This window comes from Arthrobacter sp. CAN_C5 (assembly GCF_017875735.1).
GTDB lineage: Bacteria > Actinomycetota > Actinomycetes > Actinomycetales > Micrococcaceae > Arthrobacter_D.
Genome location: NZ_JAGGMZ010000001.1, coordinates 2,004,259 through 2,025,374 on the forward strand (window position 1 = coordinate 2,004,259; position 21,116 = coordinate 2,025,374).

The 21,116-nt window shown below is 66.0% G+C and carries 20 protein-coding genes; 9 read left to right on the forward strand and 11 right to left on the reverse strand.

Annotated features, from left to right (window positions below):
• Positions 1 to 76: 76 nt before the first annotated feature.
• From H4V95_RS09460 to H4V95_RS09470, 3 genes are read left to right on the forward strand one after another with little or no spacing between them, the layout of a single operon-like run.
• Positions 77 to 1,027 carry an ABC transporter ATP-binding protein gene (locus H4V95_RS09460; RefSeq protein ID WP_196866885.1) on the forward strand — a complete coding sequence of 317 codons (951 nt, stop codon included), beginning with the start codon at positions 77 to 79 and terminating at the stop codon, positions 1,025 to 1,027.
• Positions 1,024 to 1,767 (forward strand): ABC transporter permease, encoded by a 744-nt coding sequence (locus H4V95_RS09465; RefSeq protein WP_196866884.1) that lies wholly within the window; start codon positions 1,024 to 1,026, stop codon positions 1,765 to 1,767. Before H4V95_RS09460 ends, H4V95_RS09465 begins: the two co-directional genes overlap by 4 nt.
• Before the next feature lie 4 nt (positions 1,768 to 1,771).
• Complete coding sequence (locus tag H4V95_RS09470; RefSeq protein ID WP_245345640.1) at positions 1,772 to 2,788, forward strand: heme A synthase; 1,017 nt, start codon at positions 1,772 to 1,774, stop codon at positions 2,786 to 2,788.
• Here the strand turns inward: H4V95_RS09470 and H4V95_RS09475 are convergent.
• A complete protein-coding gene (locus tag H4V95_RS09475) occupies positions 2,772 to 3,677 on the reverse strand; it encodes a dihydrodipicolinate synthase family protein (RefSeq protein WP_209730059.1) in 906 nt (301 codons plus the stop codon). The genes H4V95_RS09470 and H4V95_RS09475 overlap by 17 nt on opposite strands.
• A 42-nt stretch (positions 3,678 to 3,719) precedes the next feature.
• Positions 3,720 to 4,664, reverse strand: coding sequence for a heme o synthase (locus H4V95_RS09480; protein ID WP_209730061.1), 945 nt, complete (start codon positions 4,662 to 4,664; stop codon positions 3,720 to 3,722).
• Positions 4,665 to 5,033: 369 nt separating this feature from the next.
• On the opposite strand from H4V95_RS09480, the gene tkt reads away from it, so the two are divergent.
• From tkt to pgl, 6 genes are read left to right on the forward strand one after another with little or no spacing between them, the layout of a single operon-like run.
• Complete coding sequence (gene tkt, locus H4V95_RS09485) at positions 5,034 to 7,214, forward strand: transketolase (protein ID WP_196866881.1); 2,181 nt, start codon at positions 5,034 to 5,036, stop codon at positions 7,212 to 7,214.
• Positions 7,215 to 7,240: 26 nt separating this feature from the next.
• Positions 7,241 to 8,353, forward strand: a complete 1,113-nt coding sequence (gene tal, locus H4V95_RS09490; RefSeq protein WP_196866880.1) for a transaldolase — start codon at positions 7,241 to 7,243, stop codon at positions 8,351 to 8,353.
• A 5-nt stretch (positions 8,354 to 8,358) separates the two neighbouring features.
• Complete coding sequence (locus tag H4V95_RS09495; protein WP_209730063.1) at positions 8,359 to 10,014, forward strand: glucose-6-phosphate isomerase; 1,656 nt, start codon at positions 8,359 to 8,361, stop codon at positions 10,012 to 10,014.
• Positions 10,014 to 11,558 carry a glucose-6-phosphate dehydrogenase gene (zwf, locus tag H4V95_RS09500; protein ID WP_312883990.1) on the forward strand — a complete coding sequence of 515 codons (1,545 nt, stop codon included), beginning with the start codon at positions 10,014 to 10,016 and terminating at the stop codon, positions 11,556 to 11,558. Before H4V95_RS09495 ends, zwf begins: the two co-directional genes overlap by 1 nt.
• Positions 11,555 to 12,496 carry a glucose-6-phosphate dehydrogenase assembly protein OpcA gene (locus H4V95_RS09505; RefSeq protein WP_196866922.1) on the forward strand — a complete coding sequence of 314 codons (942 nt, stop codon included), beginning with the start codon at positions 11,555 to 11,557 and terminating at the stop codon, positions 12,494 to 12,496. Before zwf ends, H4V95_RS09505 begins: the two co-directional genes overlap by 4 nt.
• Positions 12,486 to 13,337, forward strand: coding sequence for a 6-phosphogluconolactonase (pgl, locus tag H4V95_RS09510; protein ID WP_196866878.1), 852 nt, complete (start codon positions 12,486 to 12,488; stop codon positions 13,335 to 13,337). The genes H4V95_RS09505 and pgl overlap by 11 nt, the downstream gene beginning before the upstream one ends.
• 28 nt (positions 13,338 to 13,365) lie before the next feature.
• Here the strand turns inward: pgl and H4V95_RS09515 are convergent, their stop codons facing one another.
• The 9 genes from H4V95_RS09515 to rapZ form a co-directional block, all read right to left on the reverse strand.
• Positions 13,366 to 13,752 carry an RNA polymerase-binding protein RbpA gene (locus H4V95_RS09515; RefSeq protein ID WP_209730065.1) on the reverse strand — a complete coding sequence of 129 codons (387 nt, stop codon included), beginning with the start codon at positions 13,750 to 13,752 and terminating at the stop codon, positions 13,366 to 13,368.
• Positions 13,753 to 13,872: 120 nt separating this feature from the next.
• Positions 13,873 to 14,118, reverse strand: coding sequence for a preprotein translocase subunit SecG (secG, locus tag H4V95_RS09520; protein WP_196866876.1), 246 nt, complete (start codon positions 14,116 to 14,118; stop codon positions 13,873 to 13,875).
• A gap of 55 nt (positions 14,119 to 14,173) precedes the next feature.
• Positions 14,174 to 14,989, reverse strand: coding sequence for a triose-phosphate isomerase (gene tpiA / locus H4V95_RS09525; protein WP_209730067.1), 816 nt, complete (start codon positions 14,987 to 14,989; stop codon positions 14,174 to 14,176).
• Positions 14,990 to 14,998: 9 nt separating this feature from the next.
• On the reverse strand, positions 14,999 to 16,243 hold the full coding sequence (locus H4V95_RS09530) for a phosphoglycerate kinase (protein WP_196866874.1): 1,245 nt from the start codon (positions 16,241 to 16,243) through the stop codon (positions 14,999 to 15,001).
• Positions 16,244 to 16,258: 15 nt separating this feature from the next.
• Complete coding sequence (gene gap, locus H4V95_RS09535) at positions 16,259 to 17,269, reverse strand: type I glyceraldehyde-3-phosphate dehydrogenase (protein WP_209730069.1); 1,011 nt, start codon at positions 17,267 to 17,269, stop codon at positions 16,259 to 16,261.
• 98 nt (positions 17,270 to 17,367) lie between these two features.
• Positions 17,368 to 17,994 (reverse strand): superoxide dismutase, encoded by a 627-nt coding sequence (locus tag H4V95_RS09540; protein WP_196866872.1) that lies wholly within the window; start codon positions 17,992 to 17,994, stop codon positions 17,368 to 17,370.
• A gap of 136 nt (positions 17,995 to 18,130) precedes the next feature.
• Positions 18,131 to 19,111: a DNA-binding protein WhiA gene (gene whiA / locus H4V95_RS09545; RefSeq protein WP_196866871.1), complete on the reverse strand. Its 981-nt coding sequence runs from the start codon at positions 19,109 to 19,111 to the stop codon at positions 18,131 to 18,133.
• Positions 19,112 to 19,130: 19 nt separating this feature from the next.
• Positions 19,131 to 20,162, reverse strand: a complete 1,032-nt coding sequence (gene yvcK, locus H4V95_RS09550) for a uridine diphosphate-N-acetylglucosamine-binding protein YvcK (RefSeq protein ID WP_196866870.1) — start codon at positions 20,160 to 20,162, stop codon at positions 19,131 to 19,133.
• Positions 20,162 to 21,064 carry an RNase adapter RapZ gene (gene rapZ / locus H4V95_RS09555; protein ID WP_196866869.1) on the reverse strand — a complete coding sequence of 301 codons (903 nt, stop codon included), beginning with the start codon at positions 21,062 to 21,064 and terminating at the stop codon, positions 20,162 to 20,164. The genes yvcK and rapZ overlap by 1 nt, the downstream gene beginning before the upstream one ends.
• Positions 21,065 to 21,116: the final 52 nt, after the last annotated feature.

Genomic DNA, 21,116 nt, shown 5'->3' on the forward strand with positions numbered 1-21,116 from the left:
ACTGCCAGTAAGGTGAGGCTACCCAGCGCGCCGCTCGCAGGATGGGCACCTGTACTACATGCCGTAGAATAATTGAGTGCCAAACCCGTCTCCCGCGCTTGAAGTCACAGCGCTCGTCAAGGACTTTGGACCCGTATCGGCGCTCGACGGCAAAATGGTCAGGGTGCTCGACGGCGTCCACCTTCGAGCCTACCCCGGGCAGGTGACGGCCCTCCTGGGCGCCAACGGTGCCGGCAAGACCACCACCCTTGAATGCGCGCAGGGTCTGCAACGCCCTAACGGTGGGACCGTCAGGTTGCTGGGGGAAGACCCATTCAACGCCGGGGCGGCACTGCGCAGCAGGGTGGGGGTCATGCTGCAGGAGGGCGGGCTTCCGCCGTCGGCCCGACCGTTGGCCCTGTTGAACCACGTGGCGGCCATGTATGGCTCGCCGAGGCCCGTCGCTGAACTGGCCGGCCGGCTGGGCATCAATTCCTACGCCGGCACCGGCATCCGGCGGCTATCCGGCGGTCAGAAGCAGCGGCTCGCCTTGGCCTGCGCGCTGATCGGCAACCCCGAAGTGCTGTTCCTTGATGAGCCGAGCGCTGGCCTGGATCCGCAGTCACGCACCATCGTCTTCGACCTGATCCGCGAACTCCGCGCCGAGGGGTTGGCCATCATCCTCACCACCCACCTGCTCGACGACGCCCAGAAGCTCGCCGACTACGTCTATATTCTCGACGGCGGCCGGACGGTGACCCACGGCACGGTGGCCGACCTGACCGCCGACGACGCTGGGGACACCTACCGTGACCTGCGATTCCAGGCCGTCCCCAGCCTGGACCTCCCGGCAGCAGCGTTTCCAGCACTCACCCTGCGGGAAACCGAGCCGGGACGGTATTCGGTGGCCGGCTGCTTCACCCCTGCCGACCTGACGGCGCTGGCGCGGTGGTGGGAAGACGCCGGAATTCTGCCGGTCGCCATCACCATGGAGCCACGCTCCCTGGAAGACGTGTTCCTTGACATCTCCGGACGGGAAATCCGATGAGTACGGCCGCTCCCCTGACCAAACGGATCCTCCTTCAGGGCCGCTACGAGGCGCTGGCCATGCTCCGCAACGGTGAGCAGCTGGTCCTCGCCATCGCCCTCCCACTGCTGGGGCTGGTGGTACTGGTCCTCACCCCGTTCCTCGACGGAATGGCATCGAGCCGGATCGACGCCGCAACCCCCGGCATCATCGCCCTCTGCGCCATGTCCACCGCGTTCACCGGACAGGGGATCGCTACCGGGTTTGACCGCCGGTACGGGGTACTGCGGTTTCTCTCGACCACTCCCCTGGGCAAACCCGGGCTGATCCTGGGCAAGGCGCTCGGCGTCGTCGTGGTGCTGGCGGTGCAACTGGTGGTGATCTGCACGGCCGCGGCGCTCCTGGGATGGCGGCCCGATCCTGCGGGCCTGCTGATCGGGCTGGTGCAATTGATCCTGGGCGCTGCCGCGTTCACCGGCCTCGGCCTCCTGGTGGCCGGAACCCTCCGCCCGGAGGCTACCCTCGCTGTGACCAACCTGCTGTGGATCCTGCTGGCGGTCGGCGGCGGCATCGTGCTGCCGGGAACCCTGCTGCCCGACGCCATCCGTCCGTTTGTCGACATCCTGCCGTCCGCCGCGCTCGGCGATGGACTGCGCTCAGCGCTCATCGACGGGGCGTTCAACCTCCCCGCCCTGCTCATCCTCGTGGCCTGGGCAGTCCTGTCCAGCCTCGCCGCCATCCGCTGGTTCAAATGGAGTTAGTTTCATGACACACCCTGCACCCACCGGCTGGAGCCGCGTCACGGCGAAGCTCCCCCGCACCACCTCCCGGCTCGTCCGTCGACTGGCCCTTGCTTCGCTGATCTCCCAGATCATGATCGTGGTCACCGGGGGCGCCGTCCGGCTCACCGCGTCGGGGCTGGGTTGCCCCGAATGGCCCCGGTGCACCGCCACCTCGATCGTCAACACCCCGGAGATGGGCATCCACGGGGTCATCGAGTTCGGGAACCGGCTGCTCACCTTCGTCCTGACGGCGATCGCCATCGCCATGGTGGTGTCGCTCTGGAACCTCCGCAAGGAGCGCAAAGATCTGTTCCGGCTCGCGATCGCCCTGGCCGCCGGCATCCCCGCCCAGGCCATCCTCGGCGGTATCACCGTCCTGACCCAGCTCAACCCCTGGGTGGTGGGCTGGCACTTCATCGTCTCGATGGTCCTGATTGTGCTGGCGACTGTGCTTCTCAACCGGGTCCGGCTCAGCACCGCACAGGCGGCGAGCTCAGCCTCGCCCCTCGGCTCGCGGCTGCTGCGGCAGATCCTGACCGCCGCGGCGGCCCTCACCGCGATTACGGTCTTCCTCGGCGTCATCGTCACCGGTTCCGGACCCCACGCGGGCGACGCCGGCGCCGCCCGGAACAACCTCGACCCGGACCTGATGACCCGCATCCATGCGGCGCCCGTCTACCTGCTGGTCCTGACGGTCGCCGTCGCGCTGGTTCTCGTCTACCGCGAATCTTCGGCACCACGGCTGAGGAAGTCGGTGGAACTCCTCGCCGCCGTGGTGCTGGCGCAGGGCGCCGTCGGCTACCTGCAGCATTTCCTCCACCTGCCGGTCGCCCTGGTGGCCCTGCACATGCTGGGGGCCTCAGTGTTGACAGCAGCAATGGCGAACAGCCTGTATCTGGCGGTCAGCCGCAAGGAGCGCGCCACGCTGACGACCAATTCCGCAGGCGCCGGTTCAGCGGGCGCCGGGGTGGCACCGGCGGATCTCAGAGACGCCCGGTAACCTCCAGCGCGTCGACCAGGCGGGCAAGGTCGCGCTGCTCGCTGCCCGGGACCGGCAGGACGGGTAGCCGGGGTTCGCCGGCGTTCACGCCGCAGGCCTTCGCCAGCGAGTGGAGCCCGCTCAGTTTCCGTAGCCGCAGGACCGCCTGGACCACGGGGAGCAAGAGTTTCCGCGACTCAGCGATGCGTGCCGCATCATCGCTGAGGACCGCCGCCCGGAACTCGGTGTAGGCGACGGGAAGCAGCGCAGCCGGGCCTGTGTGCCAGGCGTCGGCGGCGACATCGCCTGAGGCAATCAGGAGGTCGCCGCTGAGTCCGTGGCTCACCGGCTGGTTGGTCAGGGACCGCAACCGGTCGTAACGCTGCCTGAAGGTTACGACGTCGGCGGCAGTGTCCTTGAAGGCGACCACGTTGGGCAGGTCCAGGAGTTCGGCAACCAGTTCCAGATCGTAGTGGAACTGCGTGGTGCCCGGATTGTTGTAGAGGCAAATAGGCAGGTTCGTCACGTCGCAGACGGCAGCGGTCTGCGCGGCCACCTCGTCGTTGTTCAGGGGCACGTACGAGACCGGTGACAGCACCACGCCCGACGCACCGACGCGCTCCGCGTCGCGGGCGGCGTCCAGCACCTCCCGGGTGCCCACCGAGCTGATGCCGACCACCACCGGGACGTCGGCGCCCGACGCGCTGACGGCGTCCACGGCGGTCGCGGCCACCCGGGAGCGCTCCTCGGCGCTCAGGTAGGCAAAACTGCCCGATGAACCGAGCACCGCTATCGCATCAACCCCTGAGGACGCCAGCGACGCCACCAGCGAGGACAGCTCGGGGAAATTGATGTCACCGTTCTCGAGGAAGGGAGTGACCGGATACGCGATAAGACCGTTGAACACCATGTGCTCATGCTAGCTGTCTTGCCCCCGGCGGGGCGCACAGGGTTAGAAGACCGGGCCGCCGATGAAGGGGTCGATGGCCAGTGCCAGGAACACAACGGTGAGATAGCTGATGGAGCCGTGGAAGACCTTCATCGAGCCCTTGTCGGTCACGGTCCCGCGGACGGCCGAGGTGTGCAGCTTGTGCGTTTCCGACAGGAACCAGATGCCAGCGGCAACGGCGGCCCCGGTGAACACCCAGCCGGCACCGCCCACGGGGATCAGCAGCAGGGAGCAGGCGACGGTGGCGTAGGCGTAGAGAACCACCTGGACGGAGACCACGCGGGCTCCCGCGATGGCGCCCAGCATGGGTACCTTCGCTGCGTTGTAGTCGTCGCTGTACTTCATGGAGAGCGGCCAGTAGTGCGGCGGCGTCCACAGGAAGATGATGAGGAAGAGGACGACGGCGGGCCACTCGACGGTGTTGGTCACCGCGGCCCAGGCGATCAGGACCGGCATGCAGCCAGCGGCGCCGCCCCACACGATGTTCTGCGGGGTGCGGCGCTTGAGTATCAGCGAGTACACCACCACGTAGAAGAAGATCGCGGCCACGCCGAGCGCGGCGGCCAGCGGGTTCGCACCGAACCACAGCACGGTGATGGCTGCGATGCCGAGGACCCAGGAGAAGATCAGTGCTTCCCGCGGTGTCACCTCACCGGTGACCAGCGGGCGCTTCTCCGTACGGTGCATGACCTTGTCAATGTCCCGGTCGATATAGCAGTTGAACGAGCCTGCACTACCTGCCGCCAGGGCCCCGCCCACCATGGTGGAGATGATCAGCCAAACACCGGGCAGACCGCCCTGGGCAAAGATCATGGTAGGTAGCGTGGTCACCAGAAGCAGCTCAATGACCCGCGGTTTGGTCAGCGCGAGGTAGGCCTTCGCCTTGCGTTTGAAACCCGTACTGCTGCCCGTTGTACTGGCAAGGCCCGGATCCTGCTCGGTCTTCACGAGGTAACACTGCCGTTTCTGCTGGGGGGAAAGTCCTCTCTCATCATACCGTCCCGTCCATCCCAGATTTTACAGCGTGTAGAAGTATGGGCCCCCGTTGCTGGGGCGAGACTCTCCGCGTCACGATGTGCACAATGAATTTGATTAACTGCCCAAAGCGATAGGGTTGACGGTAACGCCCAGGCCGTTTCCGTCGGTGCCATCTGCCGGTGTGAGCGGAGCGTGGGTAGCGACAATGCAGATCTAGACGACAATGCAGATTTTCAACGGTGAACGGCCAGCTGGCCAGGTGCTAGGGGACGGCGATCGCCAGTCTTACTGAGGCGCCGCGGCGCTGGCCGTGGAGCACAGAGAGGGGCTGAGGTTTTCGTGCCGCAGCTTGATACGCAAGAACTGACCTGGACTGACCTGGACAACCGCGCGGTGGATGCCGTGCGCGTGCTGGCAGCCGACGCTGTGGAGAAGGTGGGTAACGGCCACCCGGGCACGGCGATGAGCCTGGCGCCCGCGGCCTACCTCCTCTTCCAGAAACTGATCAGGCACGACCCCTCCCAGCCTGAGTGGACCGGCAGGGATCGTTTCGTCCTCTCCCCCGGTCACACCTCGCTCACCCTTTACATCCAGCTCTTCCTCTCCGGCTACGGCCTGGAGCTCGAGGACCTGCAGTCCCTGCGAACGTGGGGCTCCAAGACCCCCGGACACCCGGAGTACCGGCACACGGCCGGCGTTGAGATCACCACCGGGCCGCTCGGCCAGGGCCTGGCTTCCGCTGTCGGTTTCGCCTACGCCCAGCGCCGCATGCGCGGCATGATGGACCCCGACGCCGCAATCGGCGAGAGCCCGTTCGACCACACCATCTGGGTCATCGCTTCCGACGGCGACCTGCAGGAGGGTGTCACGGCCGAGGCCTCCTCGCTGGCCGGGCACCAGGAACTCGGCAACCTGGTGGTGCTCTATGACGAGAACCACATCTCGATCGAGGATGACACCGACATCGCGTTCACCGAGAACGTTCTGGGCCGGTACGAGGCGTACGGCTGGCATGTCCAGCGCGTCGACTGGACCAAGACCGGCGAATACGTCGAAGACATCGAAGAGCTCCACCGTGCCCTGACGGCTGCCCGGGCCGAGACGTCGAAGCCGTCGATCGTCTCCCTGCGCACCATCATCGGCTGGCCCGCCCCCACCAAGCAGAACACCGGAAAAATCCACGGCTCCGCCCTCGGCGCCGACGAGGTTGCGGCTTTGAAGGAGACGCTCGGCCTCGATCCGGCCAAGCACTTCGACGTGGCCCCCGAGGTCCTGGACCATGCACGGCAGGTGGGTGAGCGCGGGAGGGCCCTGCGGACTGAGTGGGAGCAGTCGTTCGCCACCTGGCAGCAGGCCAACCCGGACAACGCGAAGCTCCTGGACCGGATTTCTTCCCGCACGCTTCCTGATAACTGGGATGACGCACTCCCCACCTTCGAGGCCGGCAAGGACATGTCCACGCGTGCGGCGTCGGGCAAGGTGCTCTCGGCGATCGGCCCGGTGCTCCCCGAGCTGTGGGGCGGCTCCGCTGACCTCGCGGAATCGAACAACACCACGATCGAAGGATCGCCGTCGTTCGTCCCCGTGGGCAAGCAGACCGACGCCTGGCAGGGCAACCCGTACGGCAGGGTGCTGCACTTCGGCATCCGGGAGCATGCGGCAGCGGCGATCGTCAACGGCATCGTCATGCACAGCAGCACCCGGGCCTTCTCCGGTACCTTCCTCATCTTCAGCGACTACCAGCGGCCAGCCGTCCGGTTGGGCGCGTTGATGGGAGTGCCGTCCATTTACGTGTGGACCCACGACTCGATCGGCCTCGGCGAGGACGGTCCCACCCACCAGCCCGTGGAACAGCTCGCGGCGCTCCGCGCAATCCCCGGTCTCGACGTCGTCCGCCCGGGCGACGCGAACGAGGTTGCCGTCGCGTGGCGCACCATCCTGGAGAACACCGAAAACCCGGCCGGCATTGTGCTCACCCGGCAGAACATCCCGACGTACGAGCGTGGTGAGGGTGCCGCCAACGGCGATACGTTCGGCTCGGCCGAAGGCGCTGCCCGCGGAGCGTACATCCTTGCCGAAGCAGCGCAGGGAACCCCCGACGTCATCCTCATCGGCACCGGGTCGGAGGTCCAGCTGGCTGTCGAGGCGCGCGCGACGCTTCAGGCCGAAGGGATCGCCGCACGCGTCGTCTCGATGCCGAGCCTCGAATGGTTCAACCGGCAGGACGAGGCGTACCGCGAGTCGGTACTGCCCGGCAACGTCCTGGCACGGGTCTCCGTTGAAGCCGGCGTAGCCCTGGGCTGGCGCGAACTCATTGGCGACGCCGGCCGATCGGTCTCGCTGGAGCACTTCGGTGCGTCAGCCGACTACAAGCGCCTGTTCAACGAGTTCGGCATCACCGCCGAAGCCGTGACCCAGGCCGCCCGCGACTCCATCGCCGCGGCAGGCAACCACCGGGCACCGAACGGCACGCCGGCCTGGTCCGGCCCCACCTCATCCGAAACCGGCGACCAGCAGTAACCGTCGACAATCCAAGGAGATCCACTATGACTTCTACTCCCACGGCAGACCTTTCTGCCGCCGGCGTTTCCATCTGGCTCGACGACCTCTCCCGGGAGCGCATCAACTCGGGCGCGTTCAAGCACCTCATCGAGGAGCGCAACGTGGTTGGTGTGACCACCAACCCGAGCATCTTCGCTGCCGCACTGCAGCAGGGCGAATCGTACGCCACCCAGGTTGAAGCCCTCGCGGCCGCCGACATCCCCGTCAATGACGCCGTCTTTGACATCACCACCCACGACGTCGCCCAGGCCTGCGACATTTTCGCTGCGGCAGCGAAGAGCACCGACGGTGTCGACGGCCGGGTGTCCATTGAGGTGGACCCACGCCTGTCGAAGGACACCGAGGGCACCATCGCCGAGGCGAAACGGCTCCACGCCAAGGTGCAGCGCTCCAACGTCCTGATCAAGATCCCCGCCACGGTGGAAGGTCTCGAAGCCATCGCGGCGACCATTGCCGAGGGGATCAGCGTGAACGTGACGCTCATCTTCTCGCTGGAACGCTACCGTGCCGTCATCAACGCCTTCATGCTGGGCATTGAGCAGGCCAAGGAGAACGGACACGACCTCTCCACCATCCACTCGGTAGCCTCCTTCTTCGTGTCCCGCGTGGACAGCGAAGTGGACAAGCGGCTGGACGCCATCGGCACCGACGAGGCAGCGGCCCTCAAGGGCAAGGCCGGGCTCGCGAACGCACGACTGGCCTACCAGGTATACGAGGAGCTGTTCGACACCGAGCGGTGGGCGGTACTCGCAGCAGCAGGTGCCCGTCCTCAGCGCCCGCTGTGGGCCTCGACCGGCGTCAAGGATCCCGCCCTGCCGGATACCCTGTACGTCACCGAGCTGGTGGCACCCGGCGTCGTCAACACGATGCCGGAAAAGACGCTGGAGGCCACCGCTGACCACGGCGTCATCACCGGGGACACCGTCACCGGGTCCTACGAAGACTCCCACGCGGTCCTCAACGACCTCGAGAACATCGGTGTTTTCTACGTTGAAGTGGTTGAACAGCTGGAAATCGAAGGGCTGGACAAGTTCGTGGTGAGCTGGAACGAGCTCCTCGAAACCGTTCAGACCGCATTGGACAAGGCGAAGGGCTAAACCAGATGAGTTCCATGACGCTCGCGGCGGCCGGCGCCGCTTTGGAAGCCATCGACCGCGTCACCGCCACCCTCGTCGAGGACAGGGTGGCGTCGCGGCTGATGGCCAAGGATTCCACCCTGTGGGGTCACGACGCCGAAGCGGAGGCGGCGGTCCGGTTGGGCTGGGTTGACCTCGTCGACGCGTCCCGCGGCCTCGTCCCGGGCATCATGGAACTGCGGGATTCCCTGCGGGCGGAAGGGGTCAGCCGGATCGTCCTGTGCGGCATGGGAGGTTCCTCCCTGGCGCCCGAGGTGATCACCCAGACCGCAGGCGTCGAGCTGACGGTGCTCGACTCCACCGACCCGGACCAGGTCCGCCGGACGGTCGGGGAACGGGTGGCGGAGACGGCCGTGGTGGTCTCCTCGAAGTCGGGGTCGACCGTCGAAACCGACTCCCAGCGCCGGATCTTCGAGGCTACCTTCACTGCAGCAGGCATCGACCCGCTGAGCAGGGTGGTCATCGTCACCGACCCGGGGTCTCCGCTGGACGCCTCAGCCCGTGAGGCCGGCTACCGCGCCGTATTCAACGCTGACCCCACCGTCGGCGGCAGGTACTCAGCCCTGACCGCGTTCGGGCTCGTCCCTTCCGGTCTGGCGGGAGTCGACCTCGATGCCCTGCTGGACGACGCTGAGGAAACTGTCGAGTTCCTCGGCGAGGACGATCCGACGAACATCGGATTGCGGCTCGGAGCCGTGCTGGGCGGCACGAGCCCCCTGCGGGACAAGATTGTGTTCGCCGATGAGGCGTCGGGGATCCCCGGACTCGCCGACTGGGCGGAGCAGCTCATCGCTGAATCGACCGGCAAACTGGGCACCGGGGTACTGCCGGTGGTCGCCGAGGAGGGCGCGCCGGAGATCCTTGCCGGCGACGACGACGTCCTCGCCGTCCGCCTGACCGCACCGGACGCCGACATTGAGCCCGTGGGGAACCAGATCACCGTCAGCGGTAGCCTCGGCAGCCAACTACTCGTGTGGGAGTTCGCCACCGCGGTTGCCGGACGGCTCCTGGGCATCAACCCGTTCGACCAGCCCGACGTGGAGGCCGCCAAGACAGCCGCCCGCGGCCTGCTCGATGCGCAACCCGAGTCCACCCCCGCGAATTTCGTGGACGGTGCCGTGGAGATCCGCGCCGATGGAGGACTGCTCGGGGACGCCAGCACCCTCGGCGATGCTCTGCAGCAACTCTTTGCGACCCTCGAGCCCAACGGGTACCTGGCCGTCCAGGCCTACCTGGACAGGTCCGTGCAGTCACGGCTGGAAGACATCAGGTCACCACTCGCGTCCCTGACAGGGCGTCCCGTTACGTTTGGCTGGGGTCCCAGGTTCCTGCACTCCACCGGGCAGTTCCACAAGGGTGGTCCGGCGCAGGGTGTGTTCCTCACCATCACCGGTGCAGCGGCTGAAGACCTGGACATCCCCGAGCGTCCCTTCACCTTTGGTGAACTGATTACCGCGCAGGCGGCAGGCGACGCCCAGGTCCTCGCCGGCAAGGGACGCCCGGTGCTGAGCCTGCACCTGGCAGACCGGACTGCTGGCCTGGACCAGCTCGTTCAGGTGGTCTCCCATCTGCTCAGCGGTGCCGCAGGCCAGCGGGCCGTCAACGAGAACGGCACACCATAGTGCCCGACTCAACCGACGCGCGACCCGCCAACCCGCTGCGGGACCCGCGCGACCGCCGGCTCAGCCGTATCGCCGGGCCGTCGTCGCTGGTGCTCTTCGGGGTCACCGGGGACCTGGCCCGCAAGAAGCTGATGCCAGCGATCTACGACCTGGCGAACCGGGGGCTGCTGCCGCCGAGTTTCGCGCTGATCGGGTTTGGCCGGCGGGACTGGGACGATGAGAGGTTCGTCGAGGAGGTGCGCGAGGCTGTCACCCAGTACTCGCGGACCCCGTTCGATGAGACCGTCTGGGAGCAGCTTTCCGCCGGGATCAGGTTCGTGCAGGGAAACTTCGACGACGACGACGCCTTCGGGCGGCTGGAGGTTACCCTTCAGGAGCTGGACTCCAGTCGCGGAACCCGGGGGAACCACGCGTTCTACCTGTCCATCCCGCCGAAAGATTTCGAACTGGTCTGCCAAAAGCTCTCGGAGCACGGCCTCGCCCAGCCCAACGAGGGCCAGTGGCGACGGGTGGTCATCGAGAAACCCTTCGGGCACAACCTGCAGTCGGCCCGCGAACTCAACGCCGTGGTGGAACAGGTCTTCCCACCGGACGCCGTGTTCCGGATCGACCACTATCTGGGCAAGGAAACCGTCCAGAACATCCTGGCCCTCCGGTTCGCGAACCAGCTGTTCGAACCACTGTGGAACGCCAACTACGTGGACCACGTCCAAATCACCATGGCCGAGGACATCGGCATCGGCAGCCGGGCCGGCTACTACGACGGGGTCGGCGCGGCCCGCGACGTCATCCAGAACCACCTGCTGCAACTGCTGGCACTGACCGCAATGGAAGAACCCATCTCCTTCAACGCCAACGACCTCCGGGCGGAAAAGGAGAAGGTCCTCGCAGCGGTGAAACTCCCGGACGACCTCTCCGGTTCCTCCGCGCGTGGTCAGTACGACGCCGGATGGCAGGGCGGTGAGCAGGTCAGGGGCTTCCTGGAGGAAGAAGGCATCCCCGCACAATCCACCTCCGAAAGCTTCGCTGCGCTCCGCCTCGACATCCATACCCGCAGGTGGAGCGGCGTTCCCTTCTACCTGCGGGCGGGTAAGCGGCTGGGCCGCCGGGTGACCGAGATCGCCGTTGTCTTCAAACGTGCACCCAACCTGCTGTTCCGGGACCACGGGGAGGACGACTTCGGCCAGAACGCCGTGGTCATCCGCGTGCAACCGGATGAGGGCGCGACCATCAGGTTCGGTTCCAAAGTGCCCGGCACCCAGATGGAGGTCCGGGATGTCACCATGGACTTCGGCTACGGGCACTCGTTCACTGAGTCGAGCCCCGAAGCCTATGAGCGGCTGATCCTCGACGTGCTGCTCGGCGAGCCGCCCCTGTTCCCCCGGCACGAAGAGGTGGAACTGTCCTGGAAGATTCTCGATCCTTTCGAGGAATACTGGGCATCCCTCGGCGACCAGCCGGAGAAGTACGTGCCGGGAAGCTGGGGCCCGGCCTCCGCTGACGAGCTCCTCGCCCGTGATGGAAGGACGTGGCGCAGGCCATGATCGTCGAACTGCCTGACACCACCACCTCAAAGGTGTCCAAAGAAATCATGACGCTGCGCGACAAGGGCGGAGTCGTCGCGCTGGGTCGGGTGCTCACCCTGGTGGTCATCACGTCGTCCGGCCACGAGGAGGAGGCGATCCTCGCTGCGAACCTGGCCAGCCGTGAGCACCCCTGCCGGATTATCGTCCTCGCGCTCGGCTCCGATGAGGAGCAGACCCGGCTGGACGCCCAGATCCGGGTGGGCGGTGACGCCGGCGCCTCCGACGTGATCGTCCTCAAGGGCTACGGGCAACTCGCCGAGGAAAACGAATCCCTCGTGTCGGCGCTGCTGCTCCCCGATGCTCCCATAGTGGCCTGGTGGCCCCACGGTGCACCGGAAAACGCCTCCCGGACATCCATCGGCAGTATTGCGCACCGGCGGATCACCGATGCAGCCAACGAGCCGGACCCCGTGGCTGCCCTGTCAACGATCCGGGGGACCTACGCGGCCGGTGACACCGACCTGGCCTGGACCCGGCTGACAAATTGGCGGATCCAGCTCGCGGCGGTCCTCGACCAACTGGACGACTCACCCATTACCGCTGTCACAGTGGAGGGTGCAGTGGATTCGCCCAGCACCGTGCTCCTTGCCGCCTGGCTTACCCTGGCGCTGGACGCACCGGTCACCATCGCAGCCGGACCGGCGGGCACCGGACTGCGTCGGGTGAGGTTGTCCCGACCCGCAGGCGACGTCGAATTGAACCGGCCCCACCAGTCCGTCGCCGAGCTTTACCAGCCGGGCCAGCCGGTGCAGCGGATTTCCCTGCCACGGCGGAGCCTGCAAGACTGTTTGGCAGAAGAGCTCCGCCGTCTCGACCCGGATGAGGTATTCGGCGAGGTGATTATGGAGGGGCTCGCACGGACCAACCTAAGGAGCGTGCGTCCAAGTGAACGCTGAACCCAAAGTAAGTATCCACCCTGATTCCTCGTTGCTGGCGGCCACTGTCGCCGCCCGGTTGATCACCCGGCTCGTCGACGTGCAAAACGAACGCGGATCCGCGACCGTGGTGCTCACCGGTGGCGCAATCGGTACTGCGGCACTCGCGGCCGTCGCCGAATCGCCGGCCTGCTCGGCGGTCGACTGGAGCAGGGTCGACTTCTGGTGGGGAGACGAACGCTTCCTCAGCGCCAGCGACCCGGATCGCAACGCAGTCCAGGCACGTGAGGCCCTTCTCGGGAAGCTCGGCCTTGCCGAGTCCCAGGTCAACGAGTTCGGTTCGAGCGATGACTTCGCAGACCAGGACGCTGCCGCGGCCGACTATGCCGCGCGGCTTCAGGACGCCGCCGACGCCGAACGGGCCCTCGCCGGTGATGGAACCGCCGACGGCAACCGTGCGGGAGACAGCCAGGATGCACGGCTCCCCCGGTTCGATGTCCTCTTGCTGGGGGTGGGACCGGACGCCCACATTGCGTCCCTGTTTCCGGAGATGCCCGGTATCAGGACCAAGGAGCAGACCGTGGTGGGAGTGACGGACGCGCCGAAACAGCCACCGTTGCGCATTTCCCTGACCCTCGAGGCGTTGAACTCCGCGCAGGAGATCTGGATCGCCGCGGGCGGGCAGGACAAGGCGGGCGCAGTGGGCCTTGCCCTGGCCGGTGCAGGCACTGTGCAGGTTCCAGCGTCGGGTGCACGCGGCCGGCGCAAGACGCTCTGGCTTATCGATCAGGAAGCAGCGGCTCAACTTCCCGGGCGGCTGATCGACTCCGGGAATGACGAACCCGACGACGAGGCTCCTTGAGATTCAGCTGCGCTAGGTAACCAGAAGACTAGGTAACCCGAAGACCTGACCGCCGGGCCCGCAGGTTGCAGAGTGCCTGCTCGAGGACGGAAGCCGCTTCCTCGTCGGTGCGGCGCTCCTTCGCGTACTGCAGGTGGCTCTTGAACGGTTCGATGCAATCCACGAGGGGTTCCACGCCGGGCAGCCTGCCAGCTGCACGACCGCACGACCCGCATTCCCAGACTTCGGGGATCTCGTCCTCGTGGAGTTTGGCAAACGTCGGTTTCGTCTCGTGGTTTTCGATGCACCAATAGCTCACTACGGTTCGGTCCACGACAGCCGGACTCCGTCCGGATTCGGCTTGCCAGCCAGCCATTCCCCCGTAGGAATCAGTTCCGATTCGTGTGCCCTTAAATGCGTTTCCCGCGATAACCATGGATTGCTCCTGGACTAGGCTCCGACAACAGGGTCAGTCTACGCCCAGTAAATGATGGTTAACGCGGGAAAGCAAAAAACTTTTGCCGTGCCGGCGCGGAAGAGACGGCCGGCAAAACTGCTAGTCGGCGAACCGCTGGATCAGTCCAAGCGCCACGATGACTACGCCCCAGCTCAGCCCGAGGGCGACCGTGAAACGATTGAGGTTCCGCTCAGCAACACCTGACGAGCCCATGCTGGTGGTCATGCCGCCACCGAACATGTCGGACATGCCACCGCCGCGGCCCTTGTGCAGCAGGATCAGCAGGACGAGCAGCATGCTGGTGATGGCAAGGAGAACCAACAAGATGATTCGGAGAATGTCCACAGTGGCCTTTCAGGGGTAACTGACGTGCGCGATCGGCCGACAGCAGGAAGCGTTCTTAGTCAGTGACCAGAAGATGTTCGAACCTGACAATACTAGCAAACTCGGCAGCGTCCAGGCTGGCACCACCGACCAGCAAGCCGTCAACGTCGCGGCCCTTCAGGATGGAGCCTGCGTTCGCGGCCTTGACCGATCCGCCGTAGAGCAGGCGCACCTTCCCAGCCGTCTCCGCGTCGTACAGGGTGGTAAGTTCGGCCCGCAGGGCGGCGCACATCTCCTGCGCATCCTCCGGACCCGCCACCTCGCCGGTGCCGATGGCCCAGACCGGCTCGTACGCGACGACCAGCTCGGCGACCTGCTCGGCGCTGAGTCCTTCGATGCCGCTCCGCAGCTGGCTGAGGGTATGCTCCACATGGTTGCCGGCCTGCCGTACCTCAAGGCCCTCGCCGGCGCACAGGATGGGGGTCAGGTTGTGACGGAACGCAGCCTTGACCTTGCTGGCTAGCAGCTCGTCGGACTCCTGGTGGATCGCCCGCCGCTCGGAGTGGCCGACGAGAACGTAGGAGCATCCCAATTTCTCGAGGAACTGCCCGGAAATATCCCCGGTGTAGGCCCCGGAGTCGTGCGGGGACAGATCCTGGCCGCCGTACACCACCTGCAGGTCGTCGCCCCGGACGAGGGTCTGCACCCCGCGGAGGTCGGTGAAGGGCGGGAAAACTGCCACTTCGGCGCACCGGTAGTCATGCCCGGCATCGTCGAGGGTCCAGGCGAGCTTCTGGAGAAGAGTGATTCCCTGGACGTGGTCCAGGTTCATCTTCCAGTTGCCAGCGATCAGGGGACGGCGGTCGTACGTGCCGTTGGTTGAGGAAGTCATCTGCTGCTCCTACTGCCCGAGGGCGGTCAGTCCGGGGAGTTCCTTGCCTTCGAGGTACTCGAGGCTGGCACCTCCGCCGGTCGAAATATGGCCAAACTGGTTGTCGCTGAAACCGAGTGAGCGGACCGCCGCGGCAGAGTCGCCACCGCCGACCACCGTCAGTGCACCGCGGGTGGTCGCCTCGGTGAGGGCCTGCGCCACGGCTTTGGTACCGCCCGCGAAGGCGTCGAACTCGAACACACCCATCGGCCCGTTCCAGAACACGGTCCCTGCGGTCGCGATGGACTCGGCAAAGGCGGCACCCGACTCGGGTCCGATGTCGAGGCCGATCCCGTCGGCGCCGAAAGAGCTTCCTTCAATGGCATCCGCGGCGACGGTCTCGTGCTCGGCGTCGGCAGCGAACTTCGCGGCCACCACAATGTCGGTGGGGAGCACGAACTCGGTGCCCGCCTGCTGCGCCCGTTCGAGGTAGCTCCTGACGACGTCGAGCTGGTCTTCCTCGAGGAGGCTCGCGCCCACCCTGTGGCCCTGCGCAGCAAGGAAGGTGAACACCATGCCGCCGCCGACGAGGATGCGGTCCGCGATACCCAGCAGGTTTTCGATCACCGCAAGCTTGTCCGACACCTTGGACCCCCCGAGCACCACCACGAAGGGTGCCACCGGTTCGCCGGTGAGACGCTGCAGCACTTCCACCTCAGTCCTGACCAGGTCGCCCTGGTAGGACGGCAGGACCGCTGCGATGTCGTAGACGCTCGCGTGTTTCCGGTGCACCGCACCGAAGGCATCGTTGACGTAAGCGCCGTCGTCGCCGGTAAGAGCGGCGAGTTCGGCAGCGAAGGCCTGCCGTTCGCCGTCGTCCTTGCTGGTCTCCCGGGCGTCGAAGCGCACGTTCTCCAACACCAGGACGCTACCGGAGCGCAGCCCCGCGGCCTGCTCCCTGGCGTCCTCCCCGGTGGTGTCCCCGGCGAGCGTGACGGGGAAATCTGCCAGCTCGGCGAGCCGGTCAACCGCTGGTTTCAGCGAATACCGCTCATCGGGTGCACCCTTCGGGCGTCCCAGATGAGCCATCACGATCACCGCGGCCCCCTCCTGGGTGAGCTTCTGCAGCACCGGCAGGGAAGCCCTGAGCCGGCCATCATCGGTCACCCGCGGGGCGGACCCCGAGGTGTCGAGCGGGACGTTCAGGTCCGACCGGACCAGGACGGTGCGTCCACGGACGCCGAGCTGCAGGAGGTCATCAAGGGAGGAGGCCACTTCGGTCCTTCGGGGTTAGGAGAGCTTGGAGGCAACGATGCTGGTCAGGTCGACCAGGCGGCTTGAGTAGCCCCACTCGTTGTCGTACCAGCCCACAACCTTCACCTGGTTGCCGATGACCTTGGTCAGGCCCGAGTCGAAGATGGAGGACGACGGATCGCCCACGATGTCCGACGACACGATCGGGGCGTCCGTGTAGGTGAGGTAGCCGGCCATCTTGCCCTCCGAGGCGGCTGCCTTGAAGGCGGCGTTGACTTCCTCGACGGTGACCTCGCGGGAGACCGTGACTGTCAGGTCGGTGGCCGATCCGGTGGGGACCGGAACGCGGATGGCGTAGCCGTCAAGCTTGCCCTTCAGCTCCGGAAGCACCAGGCCGATGGCCTTGGCCGCACCGGTGGAGGTGGGAACCATGTTCAGGGCTGCGGCACGGGCGCGGCGCAGATCCTTGTGCGGGCCGTCCTGCAGGTTCTGGTCTGCGGTGTAGGCGTGGATGGTGGTCATCAGGCCACGCTCGACGCCGAAGCTGTCATTGAGCACCTTGGCGAGCGGCCCCAGGCAGTTGGTGGTGCAGGAGGCGTTGGAGATGATGTTGTGGTTCTCGGGATCGTACTGGTCGTCGTTGACGCCCAGCACAACCGTGAAGTCCTCATCGGTGGCTGGAGCCGAGATGATGACCTTCTTGGCGCCGGCGTCAATGTGCTTCTGCGCATCCGAGGCCTTGGTGAAGAAGCCGGTGGACTCGATGACGATGTCCACTCCGAGGTCCTTCCACGGCAGGCTCGCGGGGTCGCGCTCCGCGAGGACCTTGATGGACTTGCCGTCCACCACAATGTTCCCGTCCTTGACCTCGACGGTGGCTGCCAGACGACCCGTGACGGAGTCATACTTCAGCAGGTGGGCCAGGGCCTCAGGGCTGGTCAGGTCGTTGACGGCAACGATTTCCAGGTCAGCACCCTGCTCCAGTGCGGCGCGGAAAAAGTTGCGCCCGATTCGACCGAAGCCGTTGATTCCTACACGAGTAGTCATTCGTTCTATCTCCTTGAACTGTATTGCGGGTAAGGTCCGGAACGCCGCCGCCATGGCGGCGTCCCGGGTACGCCCAAAGGGCGCTGAGCCTGATGCGACTAGCCGACGACGATCAGCGAGGTAGCCGACGTGCGGGCAGCGGCGAAGCGCTTGGCGACGTCGGCCCAGTTCACGATGTTCCAGAAGGCCTTGACGTAGTCAGCCTTGACGTTGACGTAGTCCAGGTAGAAGGCGTGCTCCCACATGTCCAGCATGAGCAGCGGCGTGGTGCCGACCGCCACGTTGCCCTGCTGATCGTAGAGCTGTTCGATGACCAGGTTGCCGCCGATGGGCTCGTAGGCGAGGAACGCCCACCCGGAGCCCTGCAGGGCAAGGGCAGCCGCGCTGAACTGGGCGCGGAACTTGTCGAACGAACCAAAGGCGTCGTCGATGGCTGCGGCGAGTTCACCCTCGGGAGAGTCGCCGCCCTCTGGGGAGAGGTTGTTCCAGAAGACTGAGTGGTTGATGTGGCCGCCAGTGTGGAAGGCGAGGTCCTTGGAGAGCTTCGAGATATTTCCGAAGTCACCCTTTTCGCGGGCCTCCGCCAGCTGGGCCATGGCGTCGTTGGCACCCTTGACATAGGCGGCGTGGTGCTTGCTGTGGTGGAGCTCCATGATGCGTGCGGAGATGTGCGGCTCCAGGGCAGCATAGTCGTAGTTCAGTTCGGGCAGTACGTACTCGCTCACGAATTCCTCCAGGTCGGTCCGACACAGCGGGTGATTTGGCACCGCAGCAGGTCAGACACCGTAGTTGGTTCAATATGGCATGGAACCCCGCCGTAGTCGGAGGTATTCCCGTGCCTCTTCCATCCTATGCAGAGATTCACTCGTCCAACATGTCGGCTGTCACATTGGCGTCGGTTCCCGGTATTCCAATCTCTATGGCACGCTTGTCGGCCATCGCGAGCAGCCGTCGAATACGCCCAGCGATCGCGTCCTTGGTCATGGGAGGGCTGGCCAGTCCACCGAGTTCGTCAAGACTGGCCTGCTTGTGGGCCACCCGCAACTCACCGGCGTACTTGAGGTGGTCGGGTACACCCTCCCCCAGAATTTCGAGGGCACGCTCCACCCGCGCCCCCGCAGCGACCGCCGCCTGGGCGGATCTGCGGAGGTTGGCGTCGTCGAAGTTGGCCAGCCGGTTCGCGGTAGCGCGCACTTCCTTGCGCATCCTGCGTTCCTCCCAGACCATGAGTGCGTCGTGTGCTCCCATGCGGGTGAGCAGAGCGGCGATGGTGTCCCCGTCGCGGATGACCACACGGTCCACTCCCCTGACCTCGCGTGCCTTGGCAGCGATGCCGAGCCGGCGTGCTGCGCCCACCAGTGCCAGCGCGGACTCCGGGCCGGGACAGGTGACTTCGAGGGAGGAGGAGCGCCCAGGCTCGGTCAGGGAGCCGTGGGCGAGAAAGGCGCCCCGCCACACCGCTTCGGCGTCGGCCGTGGAACCGTTCACCACGGCGGAGGGGAGCCCGCGGACCGGGCGGCCACGGTTGTCGAGGAGGCCGGTTTGCCGGGCGAGGGATTCGCCGTCGCGCACCACCCGGACCACATACCGGTTGCCGCGGCGCAGGCCGCCTCCGGAGACGACGATGATTTCGCTGTTGTGTCCATACACTTCGGCGATGGTGGTGCGCAGCCGACGTGCAGTCGACGCGAGGTCCACCTCCGCTTCAATGACAATCCGGCCGGAAATGATGTGCAGGCCCCCAGCGAATCGCAGCAGGGCCGACACCTCGGCTTTGCGAACCGATGACTTCTTGACAGAGAGGTGCGACAGCTCCTCTTTAACGTCCGCAGTCAGCGCCACAAATACACCCTCAGCTCGATTAGTCTTCACCAAACATGTCATGGAACGCCGTTGCGAGGCGCAGGGGATCATGAACAGGTTTGCCCGTTGAAGAACCTACCTTACCCAACACGGCACGGCCTCCCATCTCGGCGACGGCAGCAACAAATTGCTCGCGGTTGCCAATGACTGCAGGATCTGCGATGACGACGTCGACGGTGAAATCGGGAGCGTACCGCCTGATCACTTCCAGATGGTCGACCGCCGACATGCCCGCGGTTTCTTTGGTCTCGTTGCTCAGGTTCATGGTCAGGCACCGCTTGGCGGTGGTGCTGCACAGGGCTTCCCGCAGTTCGGGCAGGAGGAGGTGGGGTAGTACCGAGGTGTACCAGGAGCCGGGGCCCAGGATGACCCAGTCGGCAAGCTCCACCGCGGTCAGCGCATCAACGCAGGCGGGGGCATCGGCCGGGAGCAGGCGGACATTGTTGACATTCGCTGCGCTGCCGGCCACGGCCAGCTGGGATTGCCCACTGACGGTGCGCAGCCGCAGGGAGCCGTTTTCCTCGGTGAGCACGTCGCCCTCGATGGTCAGTGGCACGCTGGCCATCGGCAGCACGCGCCCGCGTGCACCGAGCAGCGCACCGGCCCACTGCAGGCCCGCCACAGGGTCACCAAGCAGTTCCCAGAGCGTCACGATGAGCAGGTTGCCGAGCGCGTGGTTGTCCAGGGAGCCGTCGATTCCTTCCCGGGACGTGAAGCGGTGCTGCATCACGTCGCGCCAGGTCCGCCCCCAGTCGGTGTCGTCGCAGAGCGCGGCGAGGGCCATCCGCAGGTCACCGGGTGGCAGTACCCCGAGTTCCTGGCGCAGCTTCCCCGAGGAACCGCCGTCGTCGGCGACGGTCACGATGGCAGTCAGTTCGGAGGTGAGCAGCCGCAGCGCGGAGAGCGACGACGACAGGCCGTGCCCGCCTCCGAGCGCCACCACCGAGGGGGCGTTCTCCTGCGGACCGGAGCCGCGACGGTTGGCCGCCGCTGCGGGGAGCAGCGGGAGGGAACCGGTGAGGAGTGCCACTACTCCCTGCCCAGATCACGGTGGTGGGCGCTCACCTGCAGGTGGGGTTGCTGGGCGAGGCGCTTGGCGATCTCCTCGGTCACGGCCACCGAGCGGTGCTTGCCGCCGGTACAGCCGATGGCGATCGTCGCATAGTGCTTATTCTCACGTCGGTAGCCGTCCAGGACGGGTTCGAGCGCGTGCACGTACCGGTTGACGAACTCGGCGGCTCCGGTGGCTCCCAGCACGTAGTCTCGGACGGGCTGGTCCAGTCCGGTCTGCGGCCTGAGGACCGGGACCCAGTGCGGGTTGGGAATGAAGCGCACATCCGCCACATAGTTGGAGTCGACCGGGAGTCCGTACTTGAAGCCGAAGCTCATCACGTTGATCCGCAGGACGATCGGACCTGATTCGGAGAACAGTTCGGTGATGGAGGTGGCGAGGGCATGCACGTTCAGTTCCGACGTGTCGACCACCAGTTCGGCAGCTTCCTTGAGTTCCTTGAGCACCTCCCGCTCGGCAGCGATGCCGTCGAGGATCCGGCCCTCATCCTGCAGCGGGTGGGGGCGGCGGCCCTGTTCGAACCGGCGGACCAGGGTGTCATCATTCGCGTCCAGGAAGAGGACCCGGTAGTTGACCCCCGAGACCCGGAGGGCTTCGAGGGAGCTGCGGATGTCATGGAACAGTTCCTGGCTGCGGACGTCGACGACGACGGCGAGCTTCGGGATGGTCTGGGGCATGCGGGCGACCAGGTCGGTCAGGGTGCCCAGCATCTGGGGCGGAAGGTTCTCCACCACATACCAGCCGTGGTCTTCCAATGCGTTGGCGGCAGTGCTTCTGCCGGCCCCGGACATACCGGTCACCACCAGCAGTTCCGATTCGGCAGGTTTGATCGGAGTCAGGGTGGCTTCGCCCTCAGTCATTTGCGTGTTCCATCCCGGCAGGTATTAGCGGTTCTTGCGGATTCCCCCACGC